The following is a 26,724-nucleotide window of genomic DNA, read 5'->3' as shown; positions in this document are numbered from 1 at the left end:
AATTTATAACAAAAGATTACAAGTACAAAACTCCTCGTGGAATTTTCGGAGAAAATTCCGAACACACACCGAGCCTAGCAATTGCTACAAACGGATGTTATGCACAGTATTTATAGGCCTAATTCTTTTAATTTTCTAAAAATATCTGCTGTATTTTCACCTTCTTCAATTGGTCTTTCGGATTCTTGTTTAGTTAATAAATAAGATTCAATACCATTTTTAGATCCAAAAATAAATTTTTCTGAATTTTGCATTTGAGAGAAATTAGTTGTTAGTTTTTCTATTTCTGAAAATGGAGCAACTGAAGTTCTTCTGAATATTCTATTTCGAAGTTCTTCTGGGCATTCTGGCATCAAAACTAATTTATGTTTTGAGTTTATAGGTAATTCAAGAATGTTTGTTGAGTCGAAAGGAGCAAACCTTTCAGGGTTATTATTTTTTGCAATTACTGGATTATCACTTGTTATAAATTCTAATCTATCTTCTTCAATTTTATGAACACAAATTGAATCATTTTCTAATCTTAGAGCAATTAAATTTAAAGCTGTTTCTAACTGAATTATAATCATTCCAGGTTGTCGTTCTTTGTTAAATTCTGATGTGAATTCTTTAAGAGTTTTTCCCGCAATAGATATTTTTTCTCCTTCGTATGTAAAATAATCTGTTCCTGTTTGTTCACAAAGTTGAAACATTCTTTCAAAAACTCTACCCATTAAATCACGACTAAGGTTAACCCATTTTGTAGTTCGGTAGTACATTGTTATAACAGTAGAAATAATTAATCTTCTTTCTTCAGCTGTTATTTCAATTTTATTTGGGTCAGTTAGAATGTTATAAATTGTATCATAATGGCCTTCAAGTTCTTGTGAATAAAAATTCTCTATAGCCATTTTTTGTTCATTAGTTTCACCTGGTAAAGTGTAAAGATGTTTTTCTAATGCAACATTTTTAATATTTGAATTAAAGATTTTACTTACTTCTGCTTCGTTTGCGGGTAAGACTTCTATATAAAATTCATCTCCTTTTTGTTCTCCAAAATGTTTTAAGTATGTTCGAGGAACAAAATGCTGTCTTTTTACCAAATCTGTTGCCATAGTTTATCAGAATATTGTGCATAATGTTCAAGTATAAGAGCAGTAGCGGATTTTAAGGCGATTACCTGTCCGCCATCACTAAAGTTTATTAAATGCACAGACCTTGATTTTACCACTTCACCCGCTATTGCTTTTATACAATGTTAGCTACAGCTTTTTCTAATTCTTCACTAAACGAAGGGATTCTCTTGCGCTTGATTTGTTTCAAATAATTTGAGACTATATTTCTTGAAAGCCTTTTTACCCATTCATCATTTCTAAGGTTAGACTTATAATCAAAATCTTCTGCCAAATCTCCTACTTCCGCATTTAAATCAATAATAATATCATCTATTATTACCAACAATGCCTCCTTCAGAGCAGACCTCAATTCTTTTGTTGAAACATAAGTTTCAGGGTTTTGAATTAGTTTTTGACCTACAACATCATTTTCAAGGATTCCACGAGTAATATACATTAATGCATATTTGGTTAGTGCATATCTTGCAATAAGCTTATTTTCTAAGTCTTCAATTTTGTCAACAAGTGCTTCGTTAATTATTTGAATTAAAATTAGTCTTGAACCATTTACTTCAGGTCGGGCAAAAAGTTTATTGTAGGCATCCTCAAATACTTGATAAACTCTGTGGGTATTCCAGGGCTCACCGATATCAAATGACATAAGAAACACTCCCATTGTTTCATTCGAAATTACTTTTAAACCATTCGGTGCAATTTCGCCTCTTTTAATTTCATAAAAATATTCAGTACCAAACTTTTCGCTAATTTCATTTTGAAGTCTAATTTGAATTTGGTTGTAAGATTTGAAGTCTCTTGGTTTAACTCCATTCTGACTATTAGAATACTCGGTAATCTGAGAAGAAAGAGGTGAATTTATAGGCACCTTAATGACTTTGGTTAAAATTTTTAAATCCTCAGTTAGGTAAGCTTGATTTTTGTGAAGTGAGGTTAAACTTTGGCATCCGTTTACAACATAAAACCTTTTTATCTTTAGTACATCTTCAACCTTTTCCACCTCTTCAGCAACAATAGTAATTCCATTATGGAATAATGGAAATTGTTTATGTAATCCCTTGTCTTTAATACTTCTTACTATTCCTTTATTAATTTTTGTATTCCCTAATGCGCCTCTAACATTGTAATCAAATATGGATTGGTCACTTATTCCCTCAAGTTGGACAAGTTCAATAGCCTTTATTGGTGCTATGTAAGTTATCGTATCTGCATCAGCAAAATAAGTTGTCGTTTCATTTTCAGATATATCAAATTCAGCTTCTGCTTGAACATTTATTTCTTTTTTGTCACTGATATATTGGCTCTCCAATACTGTTTTACCATAGAACTCAATAAAATCTATTTGATTGAGAAGAGCCTCTCCATCAGCTGATAAATCAACATTTGTTACGAAAACTCCCCTTATTTTATAGGCATCAAGTTTTTCAACTAAATCCAATCTTTGTATCAAAGATGAAATTTGCGCTTTACCTGCCGTTTTCACCAAATTTTCTAACTTTTCCTTTGAACTAAATTGGTCAAGCGTTCCTAAAAACTCCTTTAAGGTACTATCACCTATTGATTTTTTTTCACTTTGAGCTATTTTGGTTTGAAATACATCTATTGTGCTCATTCCCTCATTAATATAAATTCCATCCACACCTTTGTCACCACTGTTATCACAAACAGAATCAATGGCAAGTTGTCGGTCAAGTCGGTAGTATTTTTCTAGATACCACATTAAAAATGAAGCACTTTCTGTACGACCGTCAATATTATAAAAATCTATTTCTGAAAGTATTTCTGGATATTTTACTGTCATTGTATGTTGTTTTAAGTTGTAGCTAACTTGTTTATATGTATAACAAAATCATACAAAGCCATCCAAAAATAGGTAGATATGTATGATAAATTACATTTTTTATACATACAAATCTAATCTATTCAATTCAATCACACAATACGTATAAATACGTATTTTTCGTGTTTTTTGTACGTATTTATATGTACGTAAGTTGTTTTTAGGGTAAGAAGTGTGTTTGTAATCATTTTAATTTGGGTAAAAATAAAAAGAAAGTAAATCGCTTTTTTACGGGAATACGTAAGAGAGAAAAGTTTTTTAAAAGAATGTTATCGATATTCTCTACAAGCGGAGAAGCATCTTTATAAAAAAACACTCGAAGTGACGGTGTACGGTTTTATTTCTTTTTGTAAAAGCAATAAGTATTATTAAAAAAAAACATCTCATAATAAACAACTTACAATTAAAAATACTGAAAAAATGACAACTAAAAGTGAAAATCTGGCAGTATAATACTCTTTTCATTTTAAAATAATGTTAAAGATTTTAGCTTCTTCGTTTTGGTATTTTATTTGTGCGAATAGTATAGAAAGTAATAAAATTTTCAAACTCAAAATAATGTTTAATTAAAAATTTAAATCATGAAAAAGTATGTATTAATTTTAGTGGTTGCATTATTAAGTACAAGTTGTAATGGGCAATCCAAAGAAAAAAATGGAGAAAAAATAAAAGAAACTGAAAAAGCGATAGTTGGGCAACCAAAGGGGAACTGGACAGTAGAAAAAGAATTTGATGATGAAGGAAACTTAATCAAATATGACAGTATTTATTCTTGGTCTTCAGCTGGCAATTTAGATAATCTTTCTTCTTTAGAAAAAGATAGTTTGCTAGAATCTTTTAAGTCACGATTCTTTACAAATTTTTCAGATTTTAAAAATCAAGGATTTGATTCTCTTTTTTCTAAAGATTCTCTTTTTAGTAAACATTTCTTTACTGATGATTTTTTTGAAAGTGACTTTGGCAAAGACTACATGGATATTGACAAAGTAGCTCAAGAAATGATAAAAAAACAAAAGCAATTTTTAGAGAAGTACCAATCTGAATTTCACAAACCTGAAGAAAAAAATAAAACTTTGTAAGATTTATTTTATGTACAGTGAATTAAAACGTGACATAATTATTAAGTTAATCGATTTGTTAAAAAAAGAAGCTGTCTAAAATGGACAACTTCTTTTTTTATATAAAACTTTAAAGCTATTATAAAATATAATCGGTATTAGTGAAATTACTTTTTTTACTGTCTAATAATTCTTGTAGAATGGCATTGTTGTAATCGTAGTCTTTTGAAGCTACAAAGGTTCCTTATCGAGAACGAACGTAAGGCATCATGAATACTTAGTGTTCCTACCGTAAAGACTAATTATTTAATTCTAAAAACAAATCTTCAAAAAGAATTTCTTTATCATTATCGTAACAGTCATAATTTGTCCCAAAGAAATAGTACCTGAACTTTTCATTGTTTTTCGTTTTAATCTGAATCCATTTATATTCCCATGGAATGAACCACATCAATATAAAATTATTTAATATAAACCTTAATACCGTTTTAAAACGACTCCTTTTGTTAGAAGATTCTGTCCATTCCTCTTTAAAAATAATTTCCGAAATATGTTCTATTTTGAATTTTCTTTTTCGTAATCCTTTAAAAAGACTCGATTGAATTACTATTTCTTCTTCATCTAGTATCAAATCAGTATTGGTTAGAAGTATTTGGATTACAAATAATAGAAGATAAATAATTACAATCTCAAAAACACCTATTTGTGAAGGAATGAATTCAGAATAATTTATAAAGCTACTTGATAAATAAAGAACCCACACTAGCATGAAGTTTCTAAGTCCTTTGGAGAATATGGAATCAAAAATATTGCACTTAAATTCAATCATTTTTATTTCTTAATTTAATTACAGTTATTTTTACTCCTTTTCATAAAGATAGCAAGAATGTTTCATTGTTTTTATAGAAAAACTTAAACAATAAATTTTTCCTAATTTCCAATAATTCCTAATTCGTCTTTAACATCATTCCATTGCGAAAGTTTTGTTGGATTTACACTCCATTCTTCGGCTATTTTCATAACGAGTTCTTCGTCTGGATAATCTAAATCTTCTCGTTCCCAATAACTATCTGATGCTGCTTCTTTAGATAATGAATTGAATAAATTCAATCCTGTTTCAGCAGTTGTTGGTTCCCCAAATATTTTTATATTCTCCCCTTTTTCTCCTAAGTAGGAATAAATTCTTACTGTTTTTCCCTTCACCGATTTCATCCAATGATGATACTCTACTACTCTGTGTGTTCCAAAAGATTGTGCTTCACCAAATTCTGAGCTCAATTGGTTTAACTTTGTTTCCAATTCGTTTAAATCGTTCAAACTACCTCCATTTCTCATTAATTGCATGCCTACTACTAAAGTCCATTCTCCAATTTGTGGAGTGATGAAAATTCCATCATTATACGCTGTCTCAATACCACTTTTCCAATTGGCATCTTGGGTGTTTTTAAGATCTAAAATTTCTATTATCCTTTTTTTGTCATTTGTTTTAACTGCTATCCAAACTGTTTTATAACCAAAATCAATTGGAGTATCTCTTTTGGTTAAAATTTCCTTTAGGTCTTTTTTATATTGTGCTGTAACACCATTTCTTTTGGCAATCCAAATAGCTAAAAATATAAAAGCAACAATTCCTATGATTATTAGTATTTTCATTTTATTCAATTTAAATTCAACCACTTATCAAATAATTTATCATTTTAATCCGTTCTCACAAATCTAAACTATTACTGACAAAACAACAATTCTATCCTGATTAATTCTCTTTTAATAAGAAACTGACATAAAGCTAGCTCCAAGTTCAAAATTATCTATAAATGTTTTTTTAAATTCATCTTTTCGTAGGTTGACTATTTCTTTAGTGTCTGAATCTCTATAATGATCTACACATGATAACGCAAACTTAAAGTCTTCCTCAAGTGCAAAATTACTGGTATTTTCATTGCAGAATTTATTCCAAAATTTATCATTCATACTCATTCGTTGCTCTCCTACACTTTTGAAATAAAATCCTTCTTTTTTTTCTGTAGTATAGTATTTAACAATAATCCAATCATTATGACTATCGTCAAAGCACTTTTTCAAATTTTGATATCCTTTCTTTTTTTCAAAATCTTTTAATTCCCTTTCAAGTTGTTCTTCGTTTTCACGAATCAAAAAATTACTATCATTTGACTTAAAATGTGCTTTCACTTTTTTTTCATTTTCACTTCCTTTAATGATTATGATACTTTCTACTTTTGTTGGAACTTCTATTTCTTGTATGTATTTACTGAAGTGATCAAAATCAACATTAAAGGAATCAAATTTCTCTCTAATCTCTGCTCCTGTTTCACTATAAATATCTTCTCCAATATAGAATAAGTGATGTTCTTGTGCTTTTTCTAAAGTTGCTTTATAGTGTGTGATATCTAATCCCATTTAGTTTTTAATTACTTAACACAAAGCTATACTTTTACTTGTAAAGTGGCAATAGGTGTTAAATAGCTTCTCGATACATTTTTTAAAAAAATGCTGTTCGCATTATATAAAGACATTCAAAGTGATGTGTGCCGTTTAGAAAAATTTAAGAGTATCGAAATGTTGCATTTCTTTAAATACTAAGTCTAATTAAACTGTTGCTATTTAAAATATTCTATCTATGATTTATGTTACAAGAAAATTAATCCATGATAACTTTCTCTATTATAGATTTACCTGTATAAAAATCTTTACCATAAAAAAGCACATATTCAGCATTAGTTTTAATTCCCAAGAAGCCTTCTTTAAGTTTTACAAACATTTTATCTAAATACATTTTGTGTTTATTCACTGTAACATAGATTTTTGCTCCAGTACTTGCTGTATACTTAAGGTAAAAATCTATTTCACCTGAAGCGGCAAGCCGAAATTTAAAAAGGTTGTGTTGCGCTTCTTGTAGAATCATTCCGTAAGCTAGTTTCTTTTGAGTGTTAGTTAATGGCTTTTTTATACCATTTTCTGTATAAACGATTTGATACTCTTTAATAGGTTGGGACGAATCTATTATTCCTCCTTTTATATTAGCATCGTACACATAGGTATTGTGATTATTGCTATGTTGAATATAAAACAAACGTGTAGCTGTTTTTTCAGGTTCAGGGTAATTACTTTGTGAAAAACTACTATAAATATAAAAAAAAGTACAAAAAAGTGTAACGATAATTTTCATTAGGATTGTTATTTTTTTAAGCTTGCTTTGCTTTTGAAATATACATACTTTTTTATAAAATAGTATGTTTTAAAAATAAGACAAGAATATATCTATAATTATAAAGACTAAGCTCAGATACAATTAATATTTCCATTTACTAATTTAAAAAAATAATTATTGTTATTACTCAAATTTAATCTCTTATTTCAAAACTAACAATATATACTTCCTGTAAAACTAATAAGAGAGCATTTTTGATCTAGCTTATAAGTTTCTTAAAAGAACAAAACTAGCTTATTTCTAAACTAGTTTGTTTTATTTAAATTTAAAAGCAAGATAAATACTTACAAAATATAATCTGTATTGATAAAATTACTTTTTTTACTGTCTAATAACTCTTGTAAGATGGCATTGTTGTAGTCGTTATCTTTAGAAGCTACAAAAGTTCTTATTGAGAACGAACGTAAAGCATCATGAATACTTAGTGTTCCCACAGCGGAATCTTTTCTTCCTGTGAATGGGAAAACATCTGGTCCTCTTTGGCATGAACTATTTAAGTTTACTCTACACACTAAATTTACTAAAACATCTATCAATGGAGCAACGGTTGTAATGTCTTTTCCAAAAAGACTTACTTGTTGTCCATAATCAGAAGCTGCCATATCGTCTAAAGGTTCTTGAATGTCTTTAAAAGTCAAAATAGGTACAACTGGACCAAATTGCTCTTCGTGATACACTCGCATTTTTTTATTTATTGGGAATAAAACGGCTGGAAAAATATAATTATCCATACGCTCTCCTCCTCTTTTGTTAATGATGGAAGCTCCATTGACTTTGGCATCATCAATTAATTCTTGAATATAATTAGGTTTATCTGGTTCTGGTAAAGGTGTCAAAAAAACATTTTCTTCCCAAGGATTTCCAAATTTCAAGGCATCTACTTTTTCACTAAATCTTTTATTGAATTCTGCAGCTATCGATTCATGAACGTAGATGATTTTCAATGCAGTACATCTTTGCCCGTTGAACGAAAGCGAACCTGAAATACATTCGGAAACAGCCAAATCTAAATTAGCATCTGGTAATATGATTGCTGGATTTTTGGCTTCCAAGCCTAATATCAAACGTAATTTATTTTTATTGGGATGCAAATCTTGTAAAGCAATTGCCGATTTACTGTTTCCAATTAATGACAAAACAGTTACTAATCCAGATTGCATAATTGGTGCAGCTACTTCTCTACCTCTACCGTATAGAATATTGATGACTCCTTTTGGGAACGAACTTTGGAACGCTTTCAACAAAGGAGCCAACAACAACACTCCGAATTTAGCCGGTTTGAATAAAACTGTATTTCCCATTATTATTGCAGGAATTAACAATGAAAATGTTTCATTTAACGGATAATTATAAGGTCCTAAACACAACACCACTCCTAACGGACTTCTTTTAATCATGGCATTAATTCCTTGAACCGTATTAAAACGATTGCCTTTTTGATTTAAATCTTTATACCCTTGAATGGTATCTTCAATATATTCTACAGTTCTATCGAACTCTTTTTGACTGTCTGGTAAAGTTTTTCCAATTTCCCACATTAATAAATTGACTACTTCGTTTCTTGTTGCTTTCATCTGCACAACAAATTTCTCCATACATTTGATACGATCTTGTACTTTCATAGTTGGCCAATCACCTTGTCCATTATTATAGGCTTTTACTGAAGAGTTTAAAGCTTCCAAAGCTGCCGCTTCGTTCATATTAGGCACAGAACCCAATAAAGTTGGTGCATAGATTTCTGTACTGGAAATACTTGAAAAAACATTAGCCGTTTCTCCTTTCCAAATTTTCAATTCACCGTTTAGTAAGTATTCTTTTTGATGTAAAGGTTCTTTAATTATTATGTTTCCTGGAATCATTTTCATATCTTATAGTTTATTTTATAATTTGACCGTCTATTTTCATTCAAGTCTTTTATAAAAGTCTAACTATTTTGGTTAACAAACAAATATTTTAACTCCAAACTACATTATATAATGAATTCTTGTTGATTTGTTAAAAATCAACATTTTATCAAACGTTTTCGTAGTAAAAAGTAAATAGGAACACAATATTAAAATTGCTATTGAAACGAATTTCTATATACTATTTCAAAAATAATTTGGGTGTTTTTGAAATTTTCGTTGATAGGTTTTACATAAAAAAGACTTTCAAATGGGGAAAAATAATTTACTACTATTTTATTGTTTTTTTTAATAATCAACAAGTACATAGTAAAATGGTTCTGAGCAAACTTACAAGGTTGATAATAATTTTCTGTGATTAAATTACTCCAAATAGCATCCAGAACTTTTTTATCTTCTTCAACAAACTCTATGGGTTTACTAAAATTCTCATACTTTCTTACAGCAGAAAAATTAGCATCGAAATCTATGGTTAAAAAGTTACCAAATTCATGACCATCTGTTCTTTGATAATATAAAATACCATTGTTTATTTTGTCAAATTCGACAAACTGATTCTTAAAAAAACAGGAAGTATCTATGTCTTTATATATTGAAACCAATTCGTGCCCTTGTTCTTTTGGAACAATTATAATTTCACAATTAGTAGTTTCTGATTCTATTTTTTTATTTGTATTACAGGAAAGAATAGCAAAAGAAAATAGAATAAAGATTGTTTTCATTTATTACAATTTTTAGTCAAAAATAACTTTTATATAACTCTGTTTCACCTATCATATTAATTAACACACACCCTATTACATAAAAAGCTGACATTCAAACAATTATTTTAATAATTTTTCGTTATATTTTTTCAAACAAACTTTATGAAAACTAACCTCTTAACCTACAGTAAAATATCAATTTACACTTTACTATTCTTATTCTTTATAAGTTGTTCCAAAGATTCTCCTTCAGAGGAACAAGGAATTGAAGTGCACAATCCTTTAGAAAACCCTCAAGATGGGCCAGCAGCTGGAAATCCAAACGGCAATGCTTCCATTCCTGCTGGAGCAGGTCCAGAAAACATATCTAATCCTGATGTGGTAGTTGGTGATGGAACTCCTGAAAGTTGTACTTGTGACGCTGTTGTAAATGCAGTTGCACAAGGAGGTAAAATTACTTTTAATTGTGGTCCAAATCCTGTGACTATTGTTATGGATCGACCAGCTAAAGTTTTTAATAATGCTAATCCAGACGTTGTAATTGATGGTGGTGGTTTAGTGACTTTGAGTGGTGGTGGAACAACTCGCATTTTATATATGAACACTTGTGACCAAGACTTAGTTTGGACAACTTCTCATTGCCAAAACCAAGATCATCCAAGAGTAACGGTTCAGAATATCACTTTTGCAGATGGAAATAATATGAATAGTGGTGCTTCTGGAGGTGGTGGAGCCATTTGGGCAAGAGGTGGCCGATTGAAAGTGGTGAATTGTCGTTTTTTCAATAACCGCTGTATCGGCACAGGTCCAGATATAGGTGGAGGAGCTATTAGAGCTTTTAGTCAATATAATAGTTTGCCTATTTATGTGGTGAATACAACCTTTGGTGGTGGAGCAATTTATGGAAATATTGGCTCAAATGGAGGAGCTATAAGTAGTATTGGAACTTCTTGGACAATCATCAATAGCTTATTTTCACACAATAAAGCTATAGGTAATGGTGGTAATCCTGCACAATCTGGAACTCCTGGTGGTGGAAGTGGTGGTGCAATTTACAATGATGGTAATGAAATGACGTTAACGATTCTTGGTTCTTTATTGGAACAAAATGAAGTCAATTCCTATGGTTCTTCTATCTTTTTTGTGAGTAATAACCATACAGGTAACATTAGAATTGATAACTCGACTATTAGAAATAACATAGGAGGTTCTTGGTATCCTGTCTATCCAAGTATTTCAATGCATAGCGACACACCTATTGCTGTAACTAACTCTTCCATACAATAGTTTATTCTAATTCAATACAACTGTAATTTAAAGCATCAAATATTTCATAGACCGAACTAGTAATATCAGTCTCGGCTACTATTCGCAAAATATTATCACAATCTTCTAAATCAAAATTCCATTTTTTAATTTCATTTATTTCATTAAGATTTTTAGAAATATCCTTAATCTGTTTTTTGTATTGAATTGATGTTTTGAAAACGTAAACCATAATTAGCGTTCCTTTTTATTTGTTTTCACAAATTTAAAACTATGTTGCGACAACAGTATGTCAATAGTAATGTAGCAATACTATTTTTTATTAGTAAAATGTTTTAAATAAAAGCTAGTAAAGTAACCAACATTAATAAAGCATAAATTGTTATGGATACATCTAAATAAAGGTTTACATACATCGTCCTAAAAGGAGCTTCTGACTTTTCTACGTAAAGTTTCAAAATATACTTACAAAAAGAAACAATGAAACACATAATAGAAATTGCAATAAAAGAAACAAGTAATATCATTATCATTTCATCAAAAGTAAAATTTGATTTAAAATGATTTTTTAAAAAATTAAACGTCATAAAATTTAACAAAATTAAAACGAGTACAAATATTAGTCTTTTCATGGGATAAATATTTATTAAGTTAAAATTTTGGTTAAGATTTCATAGCAAATCAGAAGGACGATTACTATTCTCTAAAAGAAAAAAACTAAATTTAATAAGGTGGCAAATAAAAAATCACATTTAATCCCTTATGGATTTAGAGTTATGATTTTTGTTACTGTAAAGATACTACGTTTTTTTATATAGTGCAATACGTATTTATACGTATTTTTGGTGTTTTTTTATACGTATTTATACGTATAAATGCTGTTTTTGCTTCTTAAAAAGACAAAAAGAGTCACTTAAAAGTGACTCTTTTCTAACCAATAAAAATTACTAACCATTATCATTCGTTAAAACAATAATTATTTTCTAGTTCCTCCATGACCACCTGCAACAATTTTTAAAATTCTAATATTTAAGTAGATGAATTTAAAAAATTGAATAAATAGATTTTGCATATTAGAACGCTGTGATTTTGATATTCTTTGTGTCATATTATTTAAGTTTTATGTTGAAGAAGAATAAATTGTATTTCCTTACTATTATTCTCCCTATCTTTTCTCTTTCTTCTTTCAAAAACTATTCGGGAATTAACCACCAAAAAGGTTTCATTTTAGCTTTGTATATAAATGCATAATGCAAAGCAAGTTTTACCCAATGTCCTGCTAAACCAATTTCTCCAAAAGTCTTTTTCAAATCTCTTCCTCCTGTATTTTTATATTTTTTATAATCTGGAACAATTGGATAAGTGGTAATACTTACACCACTTCCTTGGGTCATTCCATATCCAGCAGAAGCAATACAAGCGGCTCCCATATTTCCCATAGAACCTTTATGATGTAATGATTCTTTACCAAATTTGATACTATCAATAATATTATCTGCTACCAATTTTGCTGTAATTCCAGAAGGCATCCCTGTTCTTGGAGGTGCTGGAAAAATTTCGGTACCATTTTTACTTTTTCTTGGTTTAGAAATCGAGTGTGGTGGTGCAAAAGCAATTCCTGGAGCAAAAATATTCTTATAAGTAGGGTTTTGATACGTTTCTGGCCAATCTTGAACGGTCCATTCCTCGTAAGGTTTTGGTGTGTAATCAGCATCTACTATCATAAATCCTTTGAATAATTTATCAGTAACATCAACTTCATTTTTATCAAAAGCTTTAAAACCATGACCCGAAAAAGCTGGAATTAACATCGCAAAATCAAACGTTTCTGTTTTATATTCTCCTTCTAAATTTTCATAATAAGCTACTCCATCTTCAACTTTATAGACACCTGCTTCTAAAATCCATTTGATACCTCGATCTTCAAAGATCATTTCAACCATTTCATTCGACTTCATAATCATATTACCATAGCTTAAAAGCATACCATCCATACCGAAATCACCTAATTTATATTCGTTAGAAATCCATGTAATTTCAGCTTTATCTCTTACTCCATGTTTTACCAATTCCTTTTCAACATTTAGAATATATTCAAAAGCAGCACCTTGACAAGTTGCTTTGGAATGCCCTGTTCCAATAAGAATTTTTAATTTCCCATCTGTTGTTTTTAATTGTTTTATGATTGCATGTAATCCTTCCCAAGCGTGTTCAGCATGATCATAAGTACAAACAGAATAAGCTTTATTAGTGCCCGGATTTAAACCTTCTGTTAAATCGAAAGCTAATTTAGGTCCGGTTGCGTTTATTAAATAGTCATAAGTAATGTTTTCCTGAGTTCCTTTGGTTTCACCAAAAACATATTCCACCGTTACAAAAGGTTTTTCTACTTCTTTATTACCTTCTGGATGAAAGGAAACTACTCTCGCTTGTTTGTATCCAATTCCTTTTCTTTTATATAAAGGTTCTAATGGAAAAATCAATTCTTTCGATTTCATCCTACCAATACCTACCCAAATATTGGAAGGCACCCATTGATAATTACGATTAGGAGAAACAACAAGCACTTCATGTTCTTTTCCAAGCTTTCTTCTTAAATGAGCAGCTGCAGTATGACCTGAAATACCTGCTCCCAATATGACTATTTTTGACATTTTAAATTATTTTAGTAGTTAGTTATTGGTTTAATTCTAGTACTATCTCGATAGATTGCGATTAAAAGCATTTAAATGATTATAAGAAGCATTTAACAAATTAGTATAAACTTGTTTAGTATAACTATCATTGGAATGACTAATGGCAACTTGTAAATCTTCTATGTCTTTTTCTTCAATTGCTTTACCTACTTCCAAGGCATCGATTACTGAAAGCGACCCTTTAGCGATTAAATTGTTATACATTATTTTTAGTTCTTCATTAAAAAAAACTCCTGACTCACTACTAATTTGATATGAAATAGTATTTCGTTCTAGTAGTCCTTTCATGGCTCCCATGTGTTTGGCTTCACTTCGCTTGATATTAGCAAATACTTGTAAATTCCATTTTTCACCTAAAAAAGTATACACATCAAAAGCTACTTTTTCTTCTTCTAACATGAATCTCATAGTATTGATTTCTTCTTGTGATAGGATTTTGGTATCAGAGTTATTTTGACAAAAAATATTTGTTAAGGTTACTAACAAGATTGCTAAAAATCTAAATTTTATTTTATTTTTCATTTGTATATGACTTGAGGTTACTATACAAATTTGGTTAAATTTCCAGAATACTACAGTTACATTTGTTACATAAAAAAAGTGCCTAAAAAGACACTTTTAAAATTTAATTATTAATGCTCTCCATAACCTACATCATCCATTTTACCCTTAAACACTTTGTATTGGATTACAAAATATGCAATTACTAGTAAAATAGCTATGATAAACCAATAAACACCCACTGAAAGTCCATAGTGGTCTGCTGCTACATTATACAATGTTAAAGAAGGATTTATTTTGTTTGTTGAAGGTAATAAATTTGGAAAAATGGAAGCTACTGTTGAAGCTAAACCACCAACTAAAAAAAGCGTCGAAAACAGAAAACCTAATCCGTCTTTTTTTAATGTTTTTACTTTGAATAGACCTAAAAGTCCTATAAGCATTAGTATTGGTAATAACCAAAGAAAGGGATATTTAAAAAAATTATGAAAAGGCTTTGGTTCAATGATGTGCCAAATAAAAATAGATATAATAACTAAACCTAAGAGTGCAAAATTCAACTTAAAAATTACTTCTTTTAATTTTACATTAATATCAGAATTCGTTTTGAAGATAATCCAATTTGCACCGTGAATGGTCAAAGCTACTACACTAATAATTCCTAGCAATAAAGTAAACCAATCGATGATTCCTAAATGATTTGCTTGTGGACTAAAAGTAGGGTTCCAAAGTGGTAAAAAGAAATAATGTGCTTCTTCTGTGGAAATTCCATTTTCTACCATACCCAGATTTACGCCTCTAACAACATTACCTAAAGCTACTCCAAAAAACAACGCTAAAAGTAAACTTGCTATTCCAAAAGCTTTATCCCAAATGGCTTCCCACATAGGATGATGTACTTGTCCTCTTAACTCTAACCCAACGGCTCTAAAAATAAGCAACCATAAAATCATGATTAATGGCAAATAGAAACCACTAAACGAAGAAGCATAAAGTGTGGGAAAAGCAAAAAACAAAACACCTCCTGTAGCAATCAACCATACTTCATTGGCATCCCAAAAAGGGCCAATAGCATTGGTAATATTTTTTTTATCTTTTTCTGTTTTTGCGAAAAAGAAATGTACAATACCTGCTCCAAAATCATAACCATCTAAAACCACATAGGTCGCTAACATGATGATTAAAACGATATACCAAAAAAATTCCATAGTTTAATGAGTTTGAGGTTTTGGTCCTTTACGAACAATTTTTCCAACTAATAGTAAGAATAACATTCCTAACAGAAGATACAATCCTATAAATCCTAATAAGGTAAATAAAGTGTTACCTGAAGAAACAGTAGGTGAAGCTCCTTCTGCTGTTCTTAGCAAATTATACACCAACCAAGGTTGTCTTCCCAATTCTGCTGTATACCAGCCCGTGGTGTTTGCTATATATGGAAATGGCATCATGAATACTAGTGTCCATAAAACCCATTTTGTAGTATAGAGTTTTTTTCGAATTAATTGAAAAAGTGCAAAAGCCATTAATCCAATGAAAATAGTTCCTAAACCAACCATAATATGATAGCCATAATACAAACCTGAAATATTAGTGGGATGCACGTCTTCTGAATATTCTTCTAGTCCTTTTACTTCTTGTTCCCAATTGCCATAAGTTAGAAAACTTAAAATATTAGGTACTGCAATTTTATTGTCAAGTTTTTTATTTTTCACATCAGGCTGACCAATTAAAATGATTTCAGAACCTCCTTTTTCGGTGTGAAAAATACCTTCCATCGCTGCGAAAGTTACGGGTTGATGTTTGACAACATTTTTAGCTAACATATCTCCAGTTGGCATAGCCACTATTAAACTTGCAATCAATCCAAAAATCACTCCAGTTTTCAGGAATAGTTTTCCAGATTCAACGTTCTTTTTATTTAGAATATAAAAAGCTCCTATCCCTGCTACCACAAAAGAAGCTGTCACCAATGAGGCCGCTTGATTGTGTAAATAAGAAGGCCACAACCAAGGATTGGTAAATAGAGCTCCAAAATTATTTAAAACAAATTTCCCATTTGCTAAAACTTCATAACCTACAGGATTTTGCATCCAAGAATGCGTAGCTATAATAAGGAAACCACTTGCCCAAGAACCTAAGAAAACTAAAAATCCTGTAAGAAAATGGAGTTTTTGTCCTAGGAGTTTTTCCCCAAATAAAAAAAGCCCTAAAAAGGACGATTCTAAAAAAAAGGAAAACATACCTTCCATCGCTAAGGTTTGTCCAATGATACCTCCTGTTAGTTCAGAGAATTTGGCCCAATTGGTTCCAAACTGAAATTCCATAGGAATTCCTGTAACAACACCCATAGCAAAATTGAGTGCAAAAATACGCATCCAAAATTTAGCAGCATCATTATAGTGTTCGGATTGTGTTTTTATAAATTTCCACTTGAAATAAACAATAATTAGGGAAAGTCCCATAGTAAGTTGTGGAAATAAGTAATGAAACGTGATAGTAAATGCAAATTGCATTCTATCGTAGAATAACATTTCTTCCATTGTAGTTGTATTTGTACAAAAATACGCAAGAATGCTAAGAATGCATGTAACTTTTGTTACTTATTTCAGTAAAAAAATATAATCAACAATTTGAAAAACAAGAAAGAAATAGACTATTGTTTATAAAAAAACTACTTATTCTCTTCGTTTAAAAACAGTTAATTCATATTTTTCTACTTTTTGATTAGTAAAGTGAATATAAAGATAATTTTTCTTAAAGTAACTGATTTTTTCATTAATTCTAAAAACCCAAACATCACTGTAAAAATCATTGAATGATTCCGAGAAAATACTTTTTATATCTTTTTTACTTAAACCAATTAACTTTTCATAATTCTTAGAAATATAATTGGAGTCTTTATTCTCTTTATTAATTGGCAATCTTTCGAAAATAGTACTTAAATCATTTTCATTTTTTGCCTCTTCTAAAATTTGATTTAAGTTTCTACCTAAACTATCATTATTCATTTCATCATTTTTATTGTTCTCTATAATTTCTGTAGCTAAAGATAAATAATTTAATGCTCCTTTACTACTCGCATCATAATCAATCAACGTTTTTCTGTGACTTTGCGCTTCACTAACTTTTACATTTCTCACAATAATAGTATTGAATACTAATGTTTTAAAATGATTCTTTATTTGATCAACAATGACATTAGAAAAAGCCAAACGTTTATCATACATCGTTATTAAAATCCCCTCAATATCTAAATTTTGATTATATTCTTGTTTAATTGTTTTAAACACATTAAATAATTTAAACAATCCATTGAGTGCATAAAATTCACATTGTACAGGTATTAAAAGTGAATCTGAAATACATAAAAAACTTGTAGTAATAAAGTTTAACGATGGACCACAATCTATTATAATATAATCATATTCCTTTTTTAGATCTTCTAAAGAATGCTTTAATTCATGATGTGTACCAAAATAATTTTTTTCTTGAATTTCAAGATTTGCTAAATTAATATTTGTTGGAATTAAACTTAAATTAGGTGTTAATGTCCTAAATGGATTAATTGAATCTTTAGCATAATTATACAAATCAATTGTAAATGTACAATTCTCATTATCAACTACTGGAAATGAACTTGAAGTATTTGCTTGTGGATCTGCATCAATAAGGAGTACTCTTCTCTCTAAAACAGCTAGTGAAGCTGCTAAATTTATAGAAGTAGATGATTTTCCTACACCTCCTTTTTGATTTGCTATTGCAATAACCCTACACATCAAACACTAAGTAAGTCATTAATAAGTATTCTTTTTCTAAATTTTCAACTTTTCTTACAAATATATGAAATATATTATTAAAAAAAGAGGCCTAAAATGACCTCTTATTTGTATATAAATAAAGTGTTATAATCTACATTCTATTTGGAACTTGGATTCCTAATAATTGAAACGCATTTTTAATAGTGTTACCCACTGATTTTGATAATTGTATTCTAAAAGCTTTTTTCTCTAAATCCTGCTCTGGTAAAATAGGTACATTTTGATAAAAAGAATTAAATTCTTTCACTAAATCATAGATATAGTTCGCTATTAATGCTGGACTATGATTCTCTGCTGCATTTTGAATCACCTCTGGAAATAATTGTACTTGCTTAATCAATTCTTTTTCTTTTTCATGTATCTCAACACTACTAGAAACTACAGTATTTTGATAATCAAAATCGGCTTTTCTTAAAATCGATTGAATACGAGCATAAGTATATTGAATAAATGGTCCTGTATTTCCATTAAAATCAACAGATTCTTCAGGATTGAACATCATTTGTTTTTTAGGGTCAACCTTTAACATGTAATATTTCAAAGCGCCTAGCCCGATTATTTCATATAAAGCGACTTTTTCTTCTTCAGAATAGCCATCTAATTTACCTAATTCTTCAGAAATATTTTTAGCCGTCACGGTCATTTCTTCCATTAAATCATCAGCATCTACAACGGTTCCTTCACGCGATTTCATTTTTCCAGAAGGCAATTCTACCATTCCGTAACTTAAATGAAATAAGTTTTCAGCCCAATCAAAGCCTAGTTTTTTCAAGATTAAGAACAATACTTTAAAATGATAATCTTGTTCATTACCAACCGTATAAACCATTCCACCTACATCTGGATAATCTTTTACACGTTGAATAGCTGTTCCAATATCTTGTGTCATGTAAACTGCTGTTCCATCGGAACGCAAAACAATTTTTCTATCTAAACCATCTTCGGTTAAATCAATCCATACTGAACCGTCTGGGTCTTTTTCGAAAACCCCTTTTTCTAAACCTATTTGCACTACTTCTTTTCCTAATAAATAGGTATTGCTTTCGTAGTAATTTGGTATATTAAAATCAACACCAAGATTTTTATACGTTTGTTCAAAACCATCATAAACCCATTGGTTCATAGTTTTCCAAAGTGCTACCACTTCTTCATCACCTGCTTCCCATTTACGAAGCATTTCTTGGGCTTCAATGATTGAAGGAGCTGCTTTTTTAGCTTCTTCTTCTGTCTTTCCTTGAGCTATTAATTCGTTTATTTCTTTTTTATACTGTTTGTCAAATTCGACATAAAAATTACCAACCAACTTATCTCCTTTCAAACCAGAGGTTTCGGGTGTTTCTCCATTTCCAAATTTCTGCCAAGCCAACATCGACTTACAAATATGGATGCCCCTATCGTTGATGATTTGCGTTTTATATACTTTTTTTCCAGAAGCTTTAATTATTTCAGCCACAGAATATCCTAATAGATTATTACGTATGTGACCTAAATGCAAAGGTTTATTGGTATTTGGTGAAGAATATTCCACCATAACTGACTTTTCACCTTCTGTCGGAGTTACAAAACCAAAAGTTTCATTATTCTTGATAGAATTAAAGAAATTCACATAAAAAACATCAGAAATTACTATGTTTAAAAATCCAGCTACTACATTGAACTTCTCAACCTCAGCTACATTTTCAACTAAATAGTTTCCAATTTTTGTTCCAATTTCGACTGGGTTACCTTTTAACAGTTTCACCAATGGAAAAACAACCATAGTAATATCTCCTTCAAAATCTTTCCTAGTCGCTTGAAATTCAACTTTTTCAATGGTTAAATCAAATACAGATTGAACGGCTTCTAAAATGTGTTTCGTAAGGGTTTCTTGTAAGGTCATTTTTCTTTGATTTTATAAAGGTGCAAATTTAGTGATTAGTGGTTAGTAATTGGTAATTAGTCAGTATAATTTTACCAAAATTGTTAAAAAAAAGCCAAATAAAACTTGATGGTGTAACAAATTAAAAAATATACAGTCTATTATATATCATCAATCAAATCACGTTAAACAGTTATTAAAATGAAATTAAAATTATTTATTTTACTTACCTTGAGTAGTTGTATCAACCTATTTGCTCAAAGTTCTGGGAATATTTCTGGAAAAGTAATTGACAAAAAAACGAATGAACCTTTACCTTACGTAACTATTGTTGTTAAAAACAATGATGCTATTGTAACAGGTGGCATTACCAATGAGACCGGAAATTTTGAAATTAGCAAATTAGTTCCACAAAAGTATAGTGTAGAAATCCAGTTTATTGGTTACAAAACACTTTTAAAAGAAGTAGATTTAACCACTAATACTAGAATAGACATGGGAACACTTGCTATTGAAGAAGATGTTGCTCAATTAGCTGGAGTAGAAGTCGTAAAAGAACGCTCTATTATGGAACAAAAAATCGACAGGAAAGTCATTAATGTTGGGAAAGATTTAATTAGTGCTGGAGCTTCTGCTGGAGAAATAATGAATAATATTCCTTCAGTTTCAGTTGATCCTCAGACAAATCAAATTACTTTAAGAGGTAATTCTAATGTACGAATTTTAATTGATGGAAAACCAACCAATATTTCCCCTGAACAATTGTTAAAACAGATTCCATCGGCTTCTATCAAACAAATCGAATTAATTACAAATCCTTCAGCAAAATATAATCCTGAAGGGATGAGTGGTATTATTAACATTGTATTACATAAAAATGCAAATGATGGTTTTAATGGCTCTATCAATTCTGGAGTAACATTTGGTATTACACCAAAAGCAAACTCCTCTTTCGATTTGAATTATAAAACTGGAAAAGTTAATTTTTATGGCAATTATGGGTTCAATCATGGAAAAAATGCAAATGATGGTTTCATAAACAGTTTCGAAACCAATAATAAAAACCGTCAGGATTTTAAATTCAACAATAAAAACACTTCTCATCTTTTTAAAGTGGGAATGGATTATTTCATCAATGACAACAATACGCTTTCATTTTACACAACTCAAAATTTATTTGATGGTGATGGAATAGGAAGAACTTTTGTTGATTATGAAAATATGACAACAGCAGATATTTTACAGCTTTTCAATTCGAAAACAGAAAGCAATTCTCAGGCTTATAACTTTGATTACAAACATAATTTCAAAAAAGAAGGAGAAAATATTGAATTAGAAGTAAATTATAATACTAATGATAGTCCAGAAAGAACCACTTTTGACTTTCCATTAATTCCTAGCTATACCTTAAATACTGTAGCCAACAATAATGACAATATAATTATCAACCTAGACTATGTGAATCCATTAAGTGAATCGACTAAACTAGAAACCGGTTTACAAACAAGAATTGAAAGTACTGATAATTTATTAAACATTGATAACTCATATAATTCAAGTTTCAATTATGAAAGAAGAATTTATTCTGCTTACGCAACATACGGCAAACAATGGAAAAAATGGAGTGCACAAGCTGGAGCTAGAGTAGAAAAATTTGAAGCAGAAGCTGATTTTAGACAAGTTGGTAACAATCAAGCTCAATTTTCAGATAGTTTTATAACGGTTTATCCTTCTGGTTTTGTGAGTTACAATCCAAACGACAAAAACTCTTTTAACTTTAGCGTAGCAAGACGAGTAGATAGAGCTAGTATTCAACAAATAAACCCTATTAGAGAATGGTCTACACCAACGATTGATTCAAAAGGAAATCCTGATTTAGACCCTCAGTTTACTAACTCTTTTGAGTTGAATTACACAAGACGTACAAAAATTGGTTCTATTACTTCAGGGATATTTTATAGAAAAATCTACGATGAAATTAGCAGATATATTTATGAAAGTCCAACTGATCCCAATAAAAACATCTTGTCATATGACAATTTCAAGGACAATGATGCTTTTGGTATGGAAATCTCTGGAAATTTAAATTTCACTAAATGGTGGAGTGCCAATTTTGGAATTGATGCTTATTTTAGAAAAATAAGAGGTGTTGTGGCAACCGATTATGTAGAGGCAAATACAACCATATTTAATAGTAGAATTAATAATACGTTCAAAGCTACTAAAGATTTACGTTTTCAACTTTTTGGAATGTACAGAGGAAAAGACATCAACTTACAATTCGTAAGAAAACCAATGTGGAGAACCGATTTAGGAGCTAGTTATACAGTTTTAAAAGGAAAAGGAACTGTTAGTGCGCGTTTTAGTGACATTTTTAAAGCGATGAAATTTAGTTTTGACGGAGACTTACCTTATAGACAAGTTGGTGAATTTCATTGGGAAAGTCAAACCGTTTATTTAGGTTTTAATTACCGTTTTGGAGGTGGAAAAAACAAAGCCTTACAAAGAAAATCAAGAGACAACAATGAAACTCAAAAAAGTGGTGGTTTATTGTGATCAAAAAAATGCGATTCAAAATTGAATCGCATTTTTTATGTTGATTTATCTACCCAAGTTTTCAATTGCCATTTTCCATTTATTTTTTCAAAGAAATAATCAATCATTATTCCATTACCAGTACCTCTAACTTCTATAAAAGCATCGTTTTCATCAACAACAGTCTTTTGTTTAAACTCAACAAAATCAGAAGGATACATGAAAGTCAACATCAAATAATCACCCTTAACTATTGAGAAATCAACTAATTCAAAATCATCATCTAAAAGCTGAATGGTTAATGGAAAATGAATCCTGCTTATTTGAAAAATGGAATCTTTGCTGAATTTTTCAATGAAATTTGAAAATTCTTCTTCTATTTTTGGTTCAACTTCTTTATATTCAACTTCTATATTTGACTTGTTTTTGGTTTCAGTCTCTTTAACTGCTTCTTTTACATTCTCATTTTTACAACTGATAGTTAGAAAGTAAGTAAAGAAACTCATCACAAAAACAAACTGTTTCGTCAATCTAGACAAAACAGTTTTATTCTTAAAATTATTTATCATTTTTATTTACCAACGAATGATTGCACTTCCCCATGTAAATCCACTTCCAAAAGCAGCTAAAACCACTAAATCCCCTTCTTTAATTTTCCCTTGTTCCCAAGCTTCTGTTAAAGCAATTGGAATAGAAGCTGCAGTTGTATTTCCATACTTCTGAATGTTGTTATACACTTGGTCATCCGTTAGTTTGAATTTTTGTTGGATAAACTGAGAAATTCTCAAATTCGCTTGATGCGGAATCAACATATTAATATCTGAAACTTGTAAATTATTAGCTTGTAAACCTTCATTAATGACTTCGCTAAAACGAACAACTGCGTTTTTAAATACAAACTGACCGTTCATATATGGATAATAACTTTCATCATTTGGATCATTGTCTGCTAGAATATCTAATACCCAACGTTTTCCCATTCCTGGAGCAATTAAAGATAATTCCTCTGCATGTTGTCCTTCAGAATGTAAATGCGTTGACAAAATTCCTTTAGACAAATCTTCTTCTCTACTTAAGATAGCTGCTCCTGCTCCATCACCAAAAATTACAGAAACACCTCGACCACGAGTAGTCATATCTAAACCAGTGGAATGTAATTCAGAACCAATTACCAAAATGTTTTTATACATTCCTGTTTTAATATATTGGTCGGCAACTGAAATGGCATAAATAAATCCAGAACATTGGTTTCTTACATCTAATGCACCAACCGTTTTCAATCCCAAATCGCGTTGCACTAAAACACCAGGTCCAGGAAAATAATAATCAGGACTTAACGTAGCAAAAATTATAAAATCAATATCATCTTTATCTATTTTAGCTCTTTCAATAGCTATTTTTGCAGCTTTTACACCCATTGAAGTCGTGGTATCTTCCCCTCTTATAACATGCCTTCTCTCTTGAATTCCAGTTCGTTCTTGAATCCATTCATGATTGGTATCCATTTTTTTTGATAAATCGTTGTTTGTAACAACGTTATCAGGAACATAATACCCTAAACCTGTTATTTTTGAATGATACATTTTTTACACTATTTATATTTTAAGCTAGGCAAATTTAGTAAATTATCATTTTAAATGAATTACAAAGCCCATTTTTTCATTAATCTCAAAATTAGACATTTTAAAATTACATTTTAACAAAATTTACATATTTTAAGATTTTAAATTCAATATTTTTGGGAAAGAAACTAATTATACCATTCCAAATGAAATCATTTTTTACCTGTTTATCCTTTTTTTTCTTGAGTGTTACTGTGTTCTCTCAGGAAAACTTGACGTATCAAAAACCACCACAAGAAATCTTAGCATTAGCCAATTACGAAAGAGCACCAAGTGTATCAATGGATACCAAAAAGGAGTACATGCTTTTAAGTTATAGAAATACTTACAAACATCTTGATGATTTAAATCAAGATGAAATGCGTCTGGGTGGATTGCGTATTAACCCAACAACAAACATTTCAAGTACAGTAACTTATGTAAATAATTTAAAAATTGGTAAAATAAAAGACAAAACAAAAAAGCAAGTTACGGGTTTGCCAGAGAATCCTAAAATTGCCAATATATCGTGGTCACCAAATGAAAAATTAATTTCTTTTACTAACACCACAGATGTAGGTGTAACTTTATGGTATATTGATGTAGCCACTGCCAAAGCAACAAAAATAAGTAATTCTCTTTTAAATGCTAATATGGGAAACCCTATTAGCTGGTTTAAAGATAGTAATGCCTTATTAATAAAGACTCTTTTACAAGATAAACCCGATTTAATTAACGTAAAAAAAGAGCTACCAAAAGGACCAACAGTTTCTGAAAGTGAAGGGAAAGTTTCTCAAAACAGAACTTATCAAGATTTATTAAAAAATAAAACAGACGAAGCTAATTTTAAAACATTAACTACTTCTGTAGTATATAAAATCGATTTAAAAGGAAATAAAACACATTTCACTAAAACACCTGGAATGTTTTCTGACGTTAGTTTCTCACCTGATGGGAATTACGTAATGATTACTTCAATAGAAAAACCTTTTTCCTATCTTGTGCCTTATAGTCGTTTTCCTCAAATAACAGTTGTTTATGATATCAATGGAAAAGAAATTAAAACGGTAAATGAAGTTTCTTTGAATGAAATAGCTCCAAAAGGATTTATGTCTACCCGCACAGGTAAAAGAAACATGAATTGGAGAAATGATTTACCAGCAACACTTTACTTTGTTGAAGCACTTGACGAAGGTGACCAAGCAAATGAAGTGCCTTTTAGAGATGAATTATTTTTATGGGATGCTCCTTTTTCAGATAATCCAAAATCATTACTAAAAGTCAAACAAAGATTTGGTGGTATTCAATGGGGAAATAAAAGCACAGCTGTTGTAACTGATTATTGGTATGACACTAGAAATAGTAAAACCTATTTAATTGACCCTTCAGTTCAAGGTGCTAATCCAAGGTTAATTTGGGATAGAAACTACCAAGACAAATACAACGATCCAGGTAATTTTGAAACTAAGAAAAATGAAATGGGCAATTATATTTTAGCCATTGAAAATAATAAAATGTATTTACTTGGTGATGGTTATACCAAAGAAGGCCAATTCCCTTTCATTGATGAATTTGACAACAATACTTTAAAAACAAAAAGACTATACACTTCAAAACTTACTGATAAAAAAGAAGATTTATTATCGATTGAAGATATTAAAAAAGGGGAATTATTAGTAATGATTCAATCTAAAAATGAATATCCTAATTACTATTTTAGAAATTTAAAAAATAAAAAATTAACTGCCGTTACGGCTTTCAAAAACCCATTTGAAAGTCTAAACAATGTCTACAAAGAAGTGATAAGTTATAAAAGAAACGATGGTGTAACACTTTCAGGCACTTTGTATTTACCAGCAAATTATGATCGAACTAAAAAAGATAAAAAGTTACCTCTATTAATATGGGCTTATCCAGAGGAATTTAAAGATAAAAACAGTGCTGGTCAAAATACGCAAAATCCAAATGATTTTACATTTCCTTATTATGGTTCGTTTGTTTATTGGGTAACCAGAGGATATGCCGTTTTAGATGATGCATCATTTCCTATTATTGGAGAAGGTACAATAGAACCAAATGACACTTTTATACCACAATTAGTAGCTAATGCCAAAGCAGCAATTGATGCAGTAGATAATTTAGGCTATATTAACAGAAAAAAAGTAGCCGTTGGTGGTCATTCTTATGGTGCATTTATGACTGCTAATTTATTAACACATTCTGATTTATTTGCCTGCGGAATTGCTCGAAGCGGTGCTTATAATAGAACTTTAACTCCTTTTGGCTTCCAAAGTGAGCAACGCAATTATTGGGATGTACCAGAAGTTTACAACACTATGTCTCCTTTTATGAATGCTTCCAAAATGAAAACACCTTTACTCTTAGTACATGGAGAAGCAGATAATAATCCAGGAACATTTACCTTACAAACAGAACGCTATTTTCAAGCTTTAAAAGGATTAGGTGCTCCTGTTAGAATGGTACTTTTACCTAAAGAAAGTCATGGCTATGTAGCTGAAGAAAATATTTTTCATTTGCTATGGGAACAAGACCAATTCTTAGAAAAGTATTTAAAAAATTAATTTTTTTAAATTATTGGTTA

21 protein-coding genes and 1 pseudogene are annotated in these 26,724 nt (G+C 30.1%); 4 read left to right on the top strand and 18 right to left on the bottom strand.

Annotated elements, in window-relative coordinates; translation table 11 throughout:
- Positions 1-110: 110 nt before the first annotated feature.
- Together FIA58_RS11365 and FIA58_RS11360 are read right to left on the bottom strand one after the other, a co-directional pair.
- Positions 111-1,094: a DUF4238 domain-containing protein gene (locus FIA58_RS11365; RefSeq protein WP_140962599.1), complete on the bottom strand. Its 984-nt coding sequence runs from the start codon at positions 1,092-1,094 to the stop codon at positions 111-113.
- A 133-nt stretch (positions 1,095-1,227) separates the two neighbouring features.
- Positions 1,228-2,910 carry an AIPR family protein gene (locus FIA58_RS11360; protein WP_140962598.1) on the bottom strand — a complete coding sequence of 561 codons (1,683 nt, stop codon included), beginning with the start codon at positions 2,908-2,910 and terminating at the stop codon, positions 1,228-1,230.
- A 620-nt stretch (positions 2,911-3,530) separates the two neighbouring features.
- Between FIA58_RS11360 and FIA58_RS11355 the strand changes: the two genes are divergently transcribed.
- Complete coding sequence (locus tag FIA58_RS11355; protein ID WP_140962597.1) at positions 3,531-4,028, top strand: hypothetical protein; 498 nt, start codon at positions 3,531-3,533, stop codon at positions 4,026-4,028.
- Positions 4,029-4,305: 277 nt separating this feature from the next.
- On the opposite strand, the gene FIA58_RS11350 is transcribed toward FIA58_RS11355, so the two are convergent.
- The 6 genes from FIA58_RS11350 to FIA58_RS11325 form a co-directional block, all read right to left on the bottom strand.
- Positions 4,306-4,836, bottom strand: a complete 531-nt coding sequence (locus FIA58_RS11350) for a hypothetical protein (RefSeq protein WP_140962596.1) — start codon at positions 4,834-4,836, stop codon at positions 4,306-4,308.
- A 101-nt stretch (positions 4,837-4,937) separates the two neighbouring features.
- Complete coding sequence (locus FIA58_RS11345) at positions 4,938-5,660, bottom strand: hypothetical protein (protein WP_140962595.1); 723 nt, start codon at positions 5,658-5,660, stop codon at positions 4,938-4,940.
- Positions 5,661-5,771: 111 nt separating this feature from the next.
- Complete coding sequence (locus FIA58_RS11340; RefSeq protein WP_140962594.1) at positions 5,772-6,425, bottom strand: hypothetical protein; 654 nt, start codon at positions 6,423-6,425, stop codon at positions 5,772-5,774.
- A gap of 241 nt (positions 6,426-6,666) precedes the next feature.
- On the bottom strand, positions 6,667-7,194 hold the full coding sequence (locus tag FIA58_RS11335; RefSeq protein ID WP_140962593.1) for a DUF4833 domain-containing protein: 528 nt from the start codon (positions 7,192-7,194) through the stop codon (positions 6,667-6,669).
- 326 nt (positions 7,195-7,520) lie between these two features.
- Entirely contained in the window at positions 7,521-9,101 is a 1,581-nt protein-coding gene (locus FIA58_RS11330) for an NADP-dependent glyceraldehyde-3-phosphate dehydrogenase (protein WP_140962592.1), read from the bottom strand.
- 197 nt (positions 9,102-9,298) lie between these two features.
- A complete protein-coding gene (locus tag FIA58_RS11325) occupies positions 9,299-9,862 on the bottom strand; it encodes a hypothetical protein (protein WP_140962591.1) in 564 nt (187 codons plus the stop codon).
- 144 nt (positions 9,863-10,006) lie between these two features.
- Here FIA58_RS11325 and FIA58_RS11320 point away from each other — a divergent pair, with 144 nt between their 5' ends.
- On the top strand, positions 10,007-11,131 hold the full coding sequence (locus tag FIA58_RS11320; protein WP_140962590.1) for a hypothetical protein: 1,125 nt from the start codon (positions 10,007-10,009) through the stop codon (positions 11,129-11,131).
- Position 11,132: 1 nt separating this feature from the next.
- Here the strand turns inward: FIA58_RS11320 and FIA58_RS11315 are convergent, their stop codons facing one another.
- The 8 genes and pseudogenes from FIA58_RS11315 to argS form a co-directional block, all read right to left on the bottom strand.
- Positions 11,133-11,342: a hypothetical protein gene (locus tag FIA58_RS11315; RefSeq protein ID WP_140962589.1), complete on the bottom strand. Its 210-nt coding sequence runs from the start codon at positions 11,340-11,342 to the stop codon at positions 11,133-11,135.
- Between the two features lie 744 nt (positions 11,343-12,086).
- On the bottom strand, positions 12,087-12,218 hold the full coding sequence (locus tag FIA58_RS21655; protein ID WP_262887682.1) for a hypothetical protein: 132 nt from the start codon (positions 12,216-12,218) through the stop codon (positions 12,087-12,089).
- A gap of 85 nt (positions 12,219-12,303) precedes the next feature.
- Complete coding sequence (locus FIA58_RS11310; protein WP_140962588.1) at positions 12,304-13,764, bottom strand: NAD(P)/FAD-dependent oxidoreductase; 1,461 nt, start codon at positions 13,762-13,764, stop codon at positions 12,304-12,306.
- Between the two features lie 42 nt (positions 13,765-13,806).
- Entirely contained in the window at positions 13,807-14,328 is a 522-nt protein-coding gene (locus tag FIA58_RS11305) for a ferritin-like domain-containing protein (protein WP_140962587.1), read from the bottom strand.
- 110 nt (positions 14,329-14,438) lie between these two features.
- Entirely contained in the window at positions 14,439-15,515 is a 1,077-nt protein-coding gene (gene cydB / locus FIA58_RS11300; protein WP_140962586.1) for a cytochrome d ubiquinol oxidase subunit II, read from the bottom strand.
- A 3-nt stretch (positions 15,516-15,518) separates the two neighbouring features.
- A complete protein-coding gene (locus tag FIA58_RS11295; RefSeq protein ID WP_140962585.1) occupies positions 15,519-16,850 on the bottom strand; it encodes a cytochrome ubiquinol oxidase subunit I in 1,332 nt (443 codons plus the stop codon).
- Positions 16,851-17,327: 477 nt separating this feature from the next.
- Positions 17,328-18,086, bottom strand: a pseudogene (locus FIA58_RS11290) (ParA family protein); the annotation flags it as partial.
- A 133-nt stretch (positions 18,087-18,219) separates the two neighbouring features.
- Entirely contained in the window at positions 18,220-20,007 is a 1,788-nt protein-coding gene (gene argS, locus FIA58_RS11285; protein ID WP_140962583.1) for an arginine--tRNA ligase, read from the bottom strand.
- Between the two features lie 180 nt (positions 20,008-20,187).
- On the opposite strand from argS, the gene FIA58_RS11280 reads away from it, so the two are divergent.
- Positions 20,188-22,542, top strand: a complete 2,355-nt coding sequence (locus FIA58_RS11280) for a TonB-dependent receptor domain-containing protein (RefSeq protein ID WP_140962582.1) — start codon at positions 20,188-20,190, stop codon at positions 22,540-22,542.
- A 35-nt stretch (positions 22,543-22,577) separates the two neighbouring features.
- Here FIA58_RS11280 and FIA58_RS11275 read toward each other — a convergent pair whose 3' ends face one another.
- Positions 22,578-23,090 (bottom strand): DUF4348 domain-containing protein, encoded by a 513-nt coding sequence (locus FIA58_RS11275; RefSeq protein ID WP_140962581.1) that lies wholly within the window; start codon positions 23,088-23,090, stop codon positions 22,578-22,580.
- Between the two features lie 6 nt (positions 23,091-23,096).
- On the bottom strand, positions 23,097-24,104 hold the full coding sequence (locus FIA58_RS11270) for a 3-oxoacyl-ACP synthase III family protein (protein WP_140962580.1): 1,008 nt from the start codon (positions 24,102-24,104) through the stop codon (positions 23,097-23,099).
- A 185-nt stretch (positions 24,105-24,289) separates the two neighbouring features.
- On the opposite strand from FIA58_RS11270, the gene FIA58_RS11265 reads away from it, so the two are divergent.
- Complete coding sequence (locus tag FIA58_RS11265; protein ID WP_140962579.1) at positions 24,290-26,704, top strand: alpha/beta hydrolase family protein; 2,415 nt, start codon at positions 24,290-24,292, stop codon at positions 26,702-26,704.
- Positions 26,705-26,724 lie beyond the last annotated feature (20 nt).

It is taken from the genome of Flavobacterium jejuense, assembly GCF_006491595.2.
Lineage (GTDB): Bacteria > Bacteroidota > Bacteroidia > Flavobacteriales > Flavobacteriaceae > Flavobacterium > Flavobacterium jejuense.
The sequence above is the reverse complement of the archived record's forward strand: the minus strand, read 5'-3'. Positions and strand labels throughout refer to the sequence as shown.